This window comes from Paenibacillus faecalis, from assembly GCF_900289175.1.
Lineage (GTDB): Bacteria > Bacillota > Bacilli > Paenibacillales > Paenibacillaceae > Paenibacillus_AQ > Paenibacillus_AQ faecalis.
On sequence record NZ_LT985747.1, the window covers coordinates 372,250 to 384,458 of the forward strand.

Annotated in this window: 10 protein-coding genes and 2 pseudogenes; 1 reads left to right on the forward strand and 11 read right to left on the reverse strand. The window is 45.9% G+C overall.

Annotated features, from left to right (window positions below):
• From C8268_RS01780 to C8268_RS01810, 7 genes and pseudogenes are all read right to left on the reverse strand, one after another.
• Positions 1 to 842, reverse strand: a pseudogene (locus C8268_RS01780) (hypothetical protein); the annotation flags it as partial.
• Between the two features lie 80 nt (positions 843 to 922).
• Complete coding sequence (locus tag C8268_RS01785) at positions 923 to 1,540, reverse strand: ribonuclease HII (protein WP_106766089.1); 618 nt, start codon at positions 1,538 to 1,540, stop codon at positions 923 to 925.
• 461 nt (positions 1,541 to 2,001) lie between these two features.
• Positions 2,002 to 2,825: pseudogene (locus C8268_RS01790) on the reverse strand (ROK family protein).
• Between the two features lie 73 nt (positions 2,826 to 2,898).
• On the reverse strand, positions 2,899 to 4,392 hold the full coding sequence (locus C8268_RS01795; protein WP_106766090.1) for a glycoside hydrolase family 32 protein: 1,494 nt from the start codon (positions 4,390 to 4,392) through the stop codon (positions 2,899 to 2,901).
• Between the two features lie 85 nt (positions 4,393 to 4,477).
• Positions 4,478 to 6,079: an ABC transporter substrate-binding protein gene (locus C8268_RS01800; RefSeq protein ID WP_106766091.1), complete on the reverse strand. Its 1,602-nt coding sequence runs from the start codon at positions 6,077 to 6,079 to the stop codon at positions 4,478 to 4,480.
• Between the two features lie 65 nt (positions 6,080 to 6,144).
• Complete coding sequence (locus C8268_RS01805) at positions 6,145 to 7,026, reverse strand: carbohydrate ABC transporter permease (protein ID WP_106766092.1); 882 nt, start codon at positions 7,024 to 7,026, stop codon at positions 6,145 to 6,147.
• Positions 7,027 to 7,046: 20 nt separating this feature from the next.
• Complete coding sequence (locus C8268_RS01810; protein ID WP_234032947.1) at positions 7,047 to 7,970, reverse strand: ABC transporter permease; 924 nt, start codon at positions 7,968 to 7,970, stop codon at positions 7,047 to 7,049.
• Positions 7,971 to 8,487: 517 nt separating this feature from the next.
• On the opposite strand from C8268_RS01810, the gene C8268_RS01815 reads away from it, so the two are divergent.
• Positions 8,488 to 9,531, forward strand: a complete 1,044-nt coding sequence (locus C8268_RS01815; RefSeq protein WP_106766093.1) for a LacI family DNA-binding transcriptional regulator — start codon at positions 8,488 to 8,490, stop codon at positions 9,529 to 9,531.
• 106 nt (positions 9,532 to 9,637) lie between these two features.
• On the opposite strand, the gene ylqF is transcribed toward C8268_RS01815, so the two are convergent.
• The 4 genes from ylqF to C8268_RS22855 all read right to left on the reverse strand — a co-directional run bounded on the left by ylqF (position 9,638) and on the right by C8268_RS22855 (position 12,041).
• Positions 9,638 to 10,504: a ribosome biogenesis GTPase YlqF gene (gene ylqF / locus C8268_RS01820; protein ID WP_106766094.1), complete on the reverse strand. Its 867-nt coding sequence runs from the start codon at positions 10,502 to 10,504 to the stop codon at positions 9,638 to 9,640.
• Positions 10,505 to 10,553: 49 nt separating this feature from the next.
• Positions 10,554 to 11,171, reverse strand: a complete 618-nt coding sequence (gene lepB, locus C8268_RS01825; RefSeq protein WP_106766095.1) for a signal peptidase I — start codon at positions 11,169 to 11,171, stop codon at positions 10,554 to 10,556.
• Between the two features lie 99 nt (positions 11,172 to 11,270).
• Positions 11,271 to 11,612, reverse strand: coding sequence for a 50S ribosomal protein L19 (gene rplS, locus C8268_RS01830; protein ID WP_106766096.1), 342 nt, complete (start codon positions 11,610 to 11,612; stop codon positions 11,271 to 11,273).
• A gap of 279 nt (positions 11,613 to 11,891) precedes the next feature.
• Positions 11,892 to 12,041 carry a hypothetical protein gene (locus C8268_RS22855; RefSeq protein ID WP_199794797.1) on the reverse strand — a complete coding sequence of 50 codons (150 nt, stop codon included), beginning with the start codon at positions 12,039 to 12,041 and terminating at the stop codon, positions 11,892 to 11,894.
• Positions 12,042 to 12,209 lie beyond the last annotated feature (168 nt).

Genomic DNA, 12,209 nt, shown 5'->3' on the forward strand with positions numbered 1-12,209 from the left:
CCCTGGGCCGGCTCACGCGAAGCGCCGGCCAGGCCTTGCTGCGCGGTGCCCGCGCGCAGCTGCAGCAGCAGATCCTGCAACTTCGTCAGCAGGGTCTGCTGCTGCCCGCGTGCCGCTTCACCTGCAATCGGCCCTCTTTCACCGGCGCCATTTAAAAGCGCCGGCTCACCAGCTTGTTCCACAGATCCCGCTGGCGCATTCGATATCCCAACGTTTTGGCTGGCAGACTGCCCATTTCCTTGTTGACCTCGCAGCACGCCTGCGAGCTGATTCTCAAATGATCTGAGCAGTTCATGAAGCTGAGGGCCAAACACAGCTTGATGCAGCCCTTTTACACTCTCCGGTGTCACAGGCAAGCCGCGATGAAATGCGATCGCTGATGCCTCAACCCACTCGGTTAAAGGGACCTGGGTCGGTTTCATCGCAAGCATATCCTTAAACCGAGCTATATTTTCCTTCGTTAACGGAACTCCTGCCATTTGCATACCGCGAATCAATTCCCGGTTTTCCTTCGTATCCGGCAGGCTTGCGAATTCAAGCACCTCGGCCATTGAGGACGGTGTAAGAGGTTGATTCGAGGATGAACCAAGCGGTTTCAGCACAGTTGTTCCTTCTTCTCCCGGCGGCTGAACCTGCAACAGTGCCGTTTCCCCTGCCCGAAGCGGCGTCTCCAGCTTGGCTTTCACCTGCACTCCCTGAATCTGCACAACCGCTTCCTGCCCATTTTCGGAGACATTCATGACGACACCGCGAACGACCTGACCCGGTTTCATCTCCAATGTTTTGGTTTCGCCTGCCTTCTGATCTCCAAGAAGACCGCGAATCAACGATCCGATGTTCACGTTTTGTTCCTCCCCAAACATCCGTTTTCCTTATATATCGGCAACAGCCCGCCTTTTTACAAGGCGGGCTGTACAGTTTTCTAAAATAGAGACAACTGCTCCACTTCAATATTCTTTAAAAAGCTCCGCCGATGCAGCGGTGTCGGACCATGAATTGAAATCTGCTCACGGTGCAGCTTCGTTGCATATCCTTTATGTATAGCGATTCCGTATTCGGGATAAGCCGAATCCCATTCCCCTTCACACAGACGATCACGTGTAACCTTTGCTACAATGGAAGCAGCTGCAATCGACTGGCTATTGGCATCCCCCTTCACAATGGCCCGCTGCGGAATCTCACTATCTACCTTTTCGGCATCCACAAGCAGAAATTGCGGGGGAATCACAAGCTGCTCCAAGGCTTTTTTCATAGCTAGTCTGGCAGCCTGCTTGATATTTATCCGGTCAATCGTTTCAGCATCTACCTGTCCCACGCCGACAGCAACCGCCTGCTCCATAATTAGATCATACAGCGCATCCCGCTTCTTGGCGCTGAGCTTCTTGGAATCATTAATCCCCTCGATAATCAATCCTTCCGGCAGAATAACAGCTGCGGCAACCACATCTCCGAACAGACAGCCACGCCCCACCTCGTCAATGCCTGCTATATGTACATACTGATTCCAATATTCACGCTCATACATCAATAAATCTGTCATCACTTTTACTCCTTAATCCCCATGTATAACTTCTGCCAATCGGTCTGCTATAGTACAAAAGCATGATAACTCTCCATCAGGTGATGGGAGTGTATTTCATATTATATCACTCTACTAGATTATCATAGGTTTGGTGATAACGTCACCCTGTCGGAAGCATCCATTCAAAACATAAAAAAACTGCCGGATATCCGGCAGTTTGCAGCAAGAATTTTTTTCATTTTGAACACATTGTTTTGTAGTCAACCAGCCGCCGTCATGCAGCGCCACCTCGCTGAGAGCTGACGGCTTCCTTGATATGATGATGCCGAACAAAATCCAAACAGCTTGTCCTCTTTATATATGACTTCGTTGTTTGTTCCCTCGCTTCTTTGTTAAATAGACAGCAGGCCTTAGCAGATCCTAAGAAGGGCTGATCCACTCTCGCAGATCAGCCCTGTCAGGATGAGCTTTCTATATAATTATGACCGCGCACGGTGTTGCTCTTTCCATGCCTTCAAGCCAAGCGCAAGCGCACCGCACAATCCGGCTTGAGGCCCCAAGCCTGGCGGTACAATGTAGCTTTCCATATGATGCATTATTTCCGGTGTGTTAACATACCCTTTTAGATTGCGTTTTACTTCTTCACGAATGAGCGGATACAGCTGAGATTGGGACATGACGCCGCCCCCCAGCACCACCTTTTTCGGTGAATACATGAGCACAGCGGCACTTACGGATTGAGCTATATAATAGGCTTCAATACCCCAGGCAGGATGATCGGCCGAAAGGCAATCGCCCTTTGCCTTCCAGCGTGCTTCGATCGCCGGACCTGCCGCCATCCCCTCCAGGCAGTCACCATGAAAAGAGCATAGCCCTGAAAAATCATCCTCAGGGTGACGTCTGACCAGAATATGACCTCCCTCCGGATGAACCAAGCCATGAATCAGTTTGCCCTCAGCATATACACCAACACCTACCCCGGTTCCAATCGTATAATACACACAGCTGTCCAAACCTTTAGCTGCCCCCATAAAACTTCACCATAGGCCGCCGCATTGACATCCGTATCCCAGCCAAGGGGAACATCAAAATTTTTGTTGATGGTCCCCAGAAAATCAAATCCCGCCCATCCTGGCTTCGGCGTCGTCGTCACGAACCCGTACGTCTTACTGTCCCTCCGAATATCAATTGGTCCGAAAGAACCAATCCCAATAGCCTCCACATTCCGGTCCTTAAAATAGGATATGACATGAGACAAGGTTTGCTCTGGATGTGCTGTTGGAAAGGTGATGCTGTCCTCAATAACTCCATTTTCGTTTCCAATACCGCAGACGAATTTAGTGCCTCCTGCCTCGATCGCTCCGATACGCATATTCTTATTTCTCCTTACCTGTCATCGATACGGTCTGTATTCCTGCCGACAGATCATAAACCGCCAGGGATTCAATCACCGGCTGTTCACTTTCAGCAATCACGGATACGCCGGTGGTGACACCGCTCGGATAGATTAAATCGGTAATGACCACACGGCCTTCATCAGCAAACACTTCAACCGAGGAACGGTCCACCAATATGCGCAGCTCCAACGGTCCGGTTAATCCAGTAAGTGATGCAGAATGCACCCCCGGAAAATCAGGATGAAAATTTGTAATGCCCGATCTGCTTCGATCCACGTACACCTTGGCCTCCGTACGATTCCAGCCTACAATAGCTCCTTCATCCGAACCCGTCTGTAATCTAAAACCGATATCATGAGCCGTGTAAATTCGGGCATGGATTTCATAGCTCTCCAGTTGCAAGCTAGACAGTTTAGCGGAAGCTTCGCTCGCTGTTGTCTGACTTAAGGACAAAACCTCTTTTTGAACCTTCGTTATTTCTCGGACCGGCTGCTGGATCAGTCGCCATTCCCCATTCCATTGCTCCAGCTGCAGCTCCCTTGGAGCCGTCATCGCTCCTCTATAACCTTCTGTCGGCGTGAGATTGGCATACTTCCAGTTGCTCATCCAGCCGATAAACAGACGTCTGCCATCTTCATCCGGTATATCCGACCAGGTTACACCCGCATAATTGTCTCTGCCGTAATCGAGCCACCGGGCTTCCCCTTTGGACCTCGCATCCGGTACAAAACGCTCCCCGTCAAATTCCCCCGTGAAATATTGGATTCTAGAGCCTTCTACACATTCGGGATTGTCGCCGATGCTGACAATCATCACCCATTTTGATCCGCCTGCTTTGGTAGGAAGCGGGAACAAATCCGGACATTCCCACACTCCATCATGAGATCCCATGCCTTGACCAAATTCACTGGCAAAGGTCCATTCTTTTAAATTGGGAGAACGGTACAGGCATACCGTCTGACCACAGGCAATAATCATCACCCATTGGGAGAAAGGCTCATGCCAGAACACTTTAGGATCACGAAAATCTACGTAAGATTCATGCCGCAGCACCGGATTCCCTTCATACTTCATCCAGGTTCTGCCTTTGTCCTTGCTGAAGGCAAGGCTTTGATATTGAGTGACTTTTCCCGTATCAGGCAATTCCTTGTGGTGCGTGAATATGGCGACAAGTCCGGGTTCTTCCTCAAAAAAACCAGTTGTATTGTTCCAATCCACTACAGCACTTCCCGAAAATATCGTGCCATGCTCATCCGGCTCAAGAGCGACAGGCAACTCTTCCCATGTCAGCAGATCCTTGCTGACTGCGTGCCCCCAGTGCATCGGTCCCCAAGTCATACCAAAAGGGTGATATTGAAAAAAAAGATGGTACTCCCCTTGAAAATAAACCATGCCATTCGGGTCATTCATCCAGTTTTCCCTAGGGGAAAAATGATAGGTACCGCGATAGTTTTGTGTATGCATTGTTGTCATTGATGTTCTCCCTCACTCTTTTTATTATATGGAAGGGCTGTCAGCCCAAGCCGGTATCTGCACAACCCTTCGTGAATCTACTATATTACTGTGTAAACCTGTCATATCCGGCCTGCTTAATCGACAGCCATTCCTGCAGTCCCAAACGATCCAGTTCCTTCAGATACTCATCCCATTCCTGCTCCACTTTGCCATTTTGATACCATTCGGTTCGCATGCGCTCCAGATATGGGAACAAATCGGCCTCAATAGTGGATAAGCTGTCCAGCTCTTCGATCGAGAAAAACACTTTTGGATACGTGTTCTCGGCCTTCATGTGCGGCACCATAACGTCCTTCATCAGTTGCAGTCTCCAGGCGGCATCATCCGGCATCGTTGTATACTTGCCGAAATACTCATCCAAAATCGTGAGCGGTCCAGCTATACTTGTTTTTTGTCTTAGCTCCACAGGTGCAGTGCCCTCTAGCGGTAAATGCTTCAGCATTCCTTTTTCCTCATCGAGTTCAAAAATATTTTGCTGTGTATCATCTCCATAGGTACCCCAGTTGTTCTGAACCGACTGAAGCGGGTCATAGAGCTGGTCAACCCACTTTGCGGTCTCTTCCAGCTTCTCGTTGCTGCTTGTAATGACCATTCTTCCCCGGTCGAAGCCGATTCCGTTTGTCCTTGTCACATTCACCTCACCGGATGGGCCCGCAAGTGGCGGCAGTAATTCGTACGAATCATTCATACCTGTAATATTCGCTTTATCCCATGTAAAGTACAGACCATAGCGGTGATCCTTCCCTTTAGCCAGGTACGTGTTCCAATCCTGCTGGAAAGCCTCAATATCAATTAAATCTTCTTTATACAGCTCATGGATAAAGGATACCGCCTCCTTGTACCCTTCTTCTGCCGCGGTGAATACCACCTTCCCGTCATTGGTCACTACCGTATGGTCCCAGTTCTCCCCGAGACCGAACGAAGCGAACAGGAAGGTAAGATCTTCGCCGCCCGGCTTGTTGATGAAAGACAACGGAATTTCATCCGCTTGTCCGTTGCCGTTCGGATCTTGCGTTTTAAATGCAATCAGCACTTCCTTAAGCTCCTCAGTCGTTGTCGGCATTTCCAGGCCCAGATTGTCGAGCCACTCAACATTGATCCACGGGAAGTTGTCAACCGATTGAATCGCTTCTTTTCCCGATCCGAGTTCTTCGATCCATGGGAAAGAGTAAATATGTCCGTCTGGAGCTGTAAGCATATTTCGGTATTCCGGATTTTCGTCCAGAATTTTTTTGAAATTCGGCATATGTTGATCAATTAGGTCCTCTACCGGGATAATGACACCGTCCTTTGCCAGTTTTAACAGGTCGTAATCCCCGTATCCGGCATCAAAAATCGCATCAGGCAAATCACCGCTTGCGACCGCTAGGTTACGCTTTTCGATAAACACATCACTTGTGTAGTTCTTCCAATTGATATGAATACCGGTTTGTTCTTCAAGCCTCTTGTTGATCAACTTATCATTTGGATCAGCAGGTGCAAGCGGCGAGCTTTGGGTCAGAAAATTCAACGTCACCTTACCGTCAGGTGATTCGTTCACCTGCTCATCCCCGCCGCCGCACCCGGATAATGCCAGCACAGCAGCCAGTGCGGAAAACACAACAGCTTTCTTGCTCCAATGTTTCTTTGTCTGAGTCGTTCTCATGTTAAAAGACCTCCCGATAGCATGTAATAGATTAATGCACTTTTATGTGGAGGCAGGCCCAATCCTTATTTAAGCGAACCTACCATGACACCTTTTTCAAAGTATTTTTGAAAAAACGGATACATAATTAGCAACGGAAGACTGGATACAACAATCGCTGAGTATTTAATCATTTCAGACAGCCGTTTCAGCTCTGCCATTGCCAGCTGATCACTGATCATGCCCGGCGCAGCCTGGTTTTGAATCAGGATCGATCTGAGTACAAGCTGTAGCGGGTGCAGCTTTGGATCATCAAGATAAATCATAGCGTCAAAAAACGCATTCCATTGCCCGACAAAAGCATACAGCGCAAGTACAAAAATGATGGGCTTGGACAGCGGAAGAACGATGCGGAAAAATATCATGATATCGGATGCTCCATCCACATTGGCTGCTTCCTTCAGCTCATTCGGTACACCCTTAAAAAAGGTTCTGGACAGTATGATGTTCCACACATTTACCGCTCCTGGAATAATGACAGCCCATACGGTATCCAACATGCCAAGCTCACGAACAAGCAAATATGTAGGGATGAGTCCCCCGCTGAAAAACATTGTAATGATAAACAGCGTCATAAAGAAATGACGTCCGGCCAGCCGCTGATCTGAAAGCGCATACCCTGCACAAATGGATACTGTTACCGTTAGCAGAACAAAGGCCGATGAATATAGCAGCGAATTGGCAAACCCCCGCAACATAGCGGGATTGGACAAAATCATCTGATATCCGTCCAGGCTCCAGTCCGAAACCTTGAACGATAGCCCTTGATTCAGTAGTACAGTCGGATCCATGAACGAAGCCACTACAATGTAAACCAATGGGACTACAATAATTAAGATGGCAAGAGTTAAAAAAATAGCATTTAGCGTTAACAAAAAACGGTCAAAGCGTGAATGCTTGACGGCCATGTTGATCAAAACTCCTTTCCTTAGTACAGTCCTTCGCCCTCATTAAGTTTCTTGACAACAAAGTTTACCGTCACTAGCAGAATGACATTGATAACCGAGTTGAACAAACCAACTGCCGCTGAGTAGGCATAATCACCTGATTGCAAGCCAACCTTATATACATAGGTCGGTATAATCTCAGAGGTGGGAAGGTTCATGGATGTCTGCATCAGATATGCCTTTTCAAAACCAATAGACATAATGCCGCCAGCAGCGAGAATAAAAACAATCGCCATTATAGGCTTTATCGTTGGCAAGTCGATGTTTCGAATTCGCTGGAGCAAGTTGGCCCCGTCGAGGCTTGCGGCATTATGAAGCTCTGGATCGACATTAGCGAGTGCTGCTACATAGATAATGGAGGCCCAGCCTGCCCCCTGCCAAATATCAGACAGGATATAAATCCAACGGAAATATTCTGGCTGTGACATAAACATCACCGGTTCCCCGGTAAGCCAAGTGATGATCTGGTTGACCGGCCCCGTTGGAGACAGGAAAATAAAGAGCATCCCGACAATGACCACAACCGAAATAAAATTCGGCGCATACAGAAACAGCTGAATATTTTTCTTTACACCCGCTTTGCGGACTTGGTTTAGCATCAGTGCGAGTAAAATCGGAACCGGAAAGCTAAAGATGAGACCAAAGAAACTTAGCTTAAGCGTATTCATAAAAATCACATCAAAATTGGGAGAGCTTAAAAATTTCTCGAAATGCTGAAAGCCTACCCAATCACTTCCCATGATCCCTTTTAGCGGACTAAAATCCTTAAAAGCGATAATAGCTCCGTACATCGGGAAGTATTTAAAAATAATCGTTAATATGAGTGCAGGAGCAAGCAATATATACAAAAAATAATTTTTCTTAATAAAGCCAAGGAATGACCCTCTCGTTCTTCTTTTTTGCAATACGACTGCTCCATCATTGGCTGGTTCCACCAAATGTTCCAAACCCTTTACCCCCGTTCATTCTAAAGTAGTTAACATGCAGCTTACAGAAAAGGTTTTCATTTTTGCACTGATGTTTAATCTCGCCTTTACAATTTATCAAAGCGTGTAACATTCGTCAATAACTTTTGTAAAATTATTTTTGTGCAATTGCAAATGTGTATTTGTTCATTACATTGTAAGATGTGGATTCTTTTTTGACAAAATTGACAAAATTCAAGTATTCAGGACCTTTCATCTTACTCTCCTCCTTTTTTTACGCTAAAATCACAGGATTATTGATTTCTCACATTTTCAAATACAATATATTTAATGAGTAAAATGTAAACACTAGTTTTCATTTGTAAAGTTAAGGTTGCTATTTTATCCAATCTATTATACATTTGACATGAGAATATTCAGGTCGATAGAGAGTAAACAATTTCAGGGTAACCCAGACCTTAGTATGAACTAGATCATTTGAGGTGAAATCAAATACATGACAAGGGAAAAAGTCACAATTCAAGATATCGCGGATGCGCTGGGTATCTCCAGAAACACCGCATCCAAAGCATTGAACGGAAACAGCAGCATTTCGGACGAAACCCGGAACAAGGTTATAAAGAAAGCGATTGAGCTCAAGTATAAACATTTTGCTTATATGGAATCCGACAATCTGATGACAAAAACTCCCGGCAATATCGCTCTCCTTACAGCCAATCTGCCAAACACCTCCCATTTTGGTTCGCGGTTGATTAGCGGACTTGAGAAAAGAATCAGTGCCGAAGGATATAACCTCTCCATTTATATTGTCCGGGACATCGAGCGCAGCTCTCGGATGCTGCCTAACAACTTTGAAGCCTCAAAGGTAGACGGCATCGTTTGCATTGAATTATTTGATCGAGAATACAGCGAGCTTATTACCAGCCTCGGGCTTCCAACCGTTTTTATTGACTGTGCAGCAAATATGTTCTATCCGGATTTACAGGCTGACTTGCTGCTGATGGAGAATGAACACAGCACATACTACATGACATGCAAATTAATTGAGCATGGCTGTACATCACTGGGGTTTATCGGAGATTTCAATCATTGCAAAAGCTTTAACGAACGTTGGGCAGGATTTAATCGGGCTCTGATCGAGAAGGGGATGACGGTCAATCTGGAGCAGTGTATATTGAATCCGGACCGCGAGTTTTTCTCGAAGTCGAATTGGATGGATCAACGGCTGGATGAAATCGGGAGTATACCTTCTGCGTTTGTCTGCGCCAATGATTTCATCGCGGTTAACGTCATAAAATCGTTAAAAAGTAAAAACATTAGCATCCCGGAGGATATCGTTATCTGCGGATTTGATGATGCATTGGAGTCGCGTATCGTTGAGCCCCATCTATCGACGGTACATATCTATAGTGATGAAATGGGGATTGCCGCAGCTAATATTCTGTTAAGCAGAATCAAGGAGCCTGCACTTCCCTATCAGATCACGCATATACAAACAACACCCGTCTTCAGAGAATCTACCGGCGGCATTCAGCGCTGATCGTTTCGATGGGCTCTAGTATCCTGTAAACAAAACAACCGTTCCGCCGACATATGGCAGAACGGTTGTTTATTTTTTTATTTCCCGGGTAAAGCCCCGGACAATATCAATAAGGGGATTCCATGGAGTAACGCCCCATTTTACCGGCACGAAGCTCGCGAAGGAAAACTTTCGAAGCTTTTTCCAAATCTACCCGTCCGCCGCTCATAATACAGCCGCGCTTGCGTCCTATTTCCTCCATAACAGTTACAATCTCATCCGGATTCTCAAAATCCTCAGGTTGATGCTTCAAATCAAAGCGCTCGCTCATAGGCTGCCAGTAATATTTAGACAAATACTTCACTGCAAAAAAAGCGATATCTTCAACATTCAATATTTCTTCCCTGATCGCTCCTGTTACTGCGAGTCGATAACCTACGTTCTGATCCTCAAATTTCGGCCACAGAATTCCCGGCGTATCCAGCAGCTCCATCTCACCACCGGCAACCTTAATCCATTGCTGGCCTTTGGTTACACCCGGACGGTCTCCGGTAGCAGCAATGTTACGCCCCGCCAATCGATTGATCAGCGTGGATTTGCCCACGTTCGGAATGCCTACGATCAGAACGCGCATGGCCCGAGGATTCATTCCTTTGGCAAGTTGCTTTTCGATTTTCTCTTTCAGCAGCAACTTGATTTGATTGGGGATCTCTTTTACACCCGTGCCTGTTGAAGCATCAACAGGAAGTGCCTGATGACCTTGATCTTTAAAATAAGCCAGCCACTCGCGGGTCACCTCAGGATCTGCCAGATCGGCCTTATTCATAATGATCAACCGCGGCTTTCCCTGCAATATATCGTCGATCATAGGATTACGGCTGGATAACGGCAGCCTGGCGTCAATCAGCTCAATTACAGCATCAATTAACTTCAGTTTATCCTGTATTTGACGGCGTGCTTTTGTCATATGTCCCGGAAACCATTGTATTGTCAACGTCGTCACCTCACATAAATTCCAGCTTCATTATTCTTTGTATTCCCTGCTAGTTATCAATCAAACCAATATCCTTTGGCGGCCAAAATATCAAGTCAGCTCTCCCTACAACATCTTCCAAAGGTATGTAACCGATCATCCGGCTGTCCGTACTGTTAGAACGGTTATCCCCCATAACAAATACATGTCCCTCCGGTACCTTTTCTTCCTTAACATAAGCATTCGGGAAATCCGTATTGTTATAAAGTATGCCTTCTGCATGCGCCTGATCAACTGCCTCTTGTATGTAAGGTTCGTTCGCCGGCTGTCCGTTTACGTATACTTTATCTCCTTCCACTTTAACAGTGTCGCCTGCTACTGCAATGACACGTTTAATAAAGTCTCTTCCTTCGGAAGGCACATGAAATACGACGACCTCACCACGTTCCGGCTTACGGATATCGTACAATATCTCATTAACGATCACCTTTTGTCCCGTTACAAAGTTAGGCTCCATCGATGGCCCTTGTACAACAAAAGGTTTAAAGAGGAACCAGCGAATAAGAAACACAAGAACCAGTGCAATAAGAAGAGCCTTTAACCATTCCACCAGTTCATTCTTTTTCTTTTTATCTGTCTTCTTTGCCTCTTTCTTTTCGAACGCATCCTGCTGTGTGTCCTGCTGCATTCCTTCACCGTCCTCCCTGTAATTCTTTACGTATAAAGATGATTTTGGATATAGAAAAAGGGCTTGTATATACGCACAAGCCCCTTTGCCGTCAGTTGATTAACGAATTTCTTTAATTCTCGCTGCTTTACCGCGCAGTTTACGAAGATAATAAAGCTTCGCACGACGCACTTTACCACGGCGAGCCACTTCGATTTTATCGATTTTTGGCGAGTTGACTGGGAAAGTTCTTTCCACTCCAACGCCGTAAGAAATTTTACGAACTGTAAAAGTCTCACTGATTCCGCCACCGCGACGTTTAATAACAACACCTTCAAACAACTGGACACGCTCACGAGTTCCTTCAATAACCTTAACGTACACTTTTAAAGTGTCACCAGGACGAAAGCTCGGAATATCCTTGCGAAGTTGATCTTGGGTAATCGCTTGTACGATATTCATCTAGGACTCCCTCCTCTCACACAGGCGTTCTTGCTTCTTCCGGAAAACCTCTTGTTATCCATCATTATCCGCAGCGGACCACCGTATTCACAACAAAAGAAATATTAACACAGATTTTGGGCAGAAGCAAGTAAATTGTGATCCAAATTCATTGGATTTTGGGAATCTTATAAAAACCACTCCCATAGAACAAACATTCCTGGGAGTGGCTGATTGAAGAAACTCAAATCATTGAATCAAAACACATAACTGCTAGCTAGCTGCTTTCTTTCTTCTCTGTTACGAATTCAGTGTATCTTCCGTTTTATCGGTGTTTGATCCATGGCGTCTGCCATAGTATGCCAAGATATCATCTACTGTTCGAAAGTGCACTTCGTATTCCTGTTCATTTTCACTTCTATATTGTTCTTCATATTTGTTATCTGTCATGATAAAACCTCCTATGTTCAGTAACCTATAGCCCCGAATTATTATTACCCAATCTTTTATTCTATGCACCTCATCTGAATTCGAATACAAAATTGGGCTTTTCATAATGAATCGGTCTTTATAACAGTTACTTAGCTAAGAGTAGAGGATTATATCATTTCAGTTGTA

Coding starts and splice junctions, on each gene's coding strand:
- C8268_RS22855 (WP_199794797.1), bottom strand. CDS start 12,041: ATGACAGATAACAAATATGAAGAACAATATAGAAGTGAAAATGAACAG.
- C8268_RS01785 (WP_106766089.1), bottom strand. CDS start 1,540: ATGACAGATTTATTGATGTATGAGCGTGAATATTGGAATCAGTATGTA.
- C8268_RS01795 (WP_106766090.1), bottom strand. CDS start 4,392: ATGACAACAATGCATACACAAAACTATCGCGGTACCTATCATTTTTCC.
- C8268_RS01805 (WP_106766092.1), bottom strand. CDS start 7,026: ATGGCCGTCAAGCATTCACGCTTTGACCGTTTTTTGTTAACGCTAAAT.
- rplS (WP_106766096.1), bottom strand. CDS start 11,612: ATGAATATCGTACAAGCGATTACCCAAGATCAACTTCGCAAGGATATT.
- lepB (WP_106766095.1), bottom strand. CDS start 11,171: ATGCAGCAGGACACACAGCAGGATGCGTTCGAAAAGAAAGAGGCAAAG.
- C8268_RS01815 (WP_106766093.1), top strand. CDS start 8,488: ATGACAAGGGAAAAAGTCACAATTCAAGATATCGCGGATGCGCTGGGT.
- C8268_RS01800 (WP_106766091.1), bottom strand. CDS start 6,079: ATGAGAACGACTCAGACAAAGAAACATTGGAGCAAGAAAGCTGTTGTG.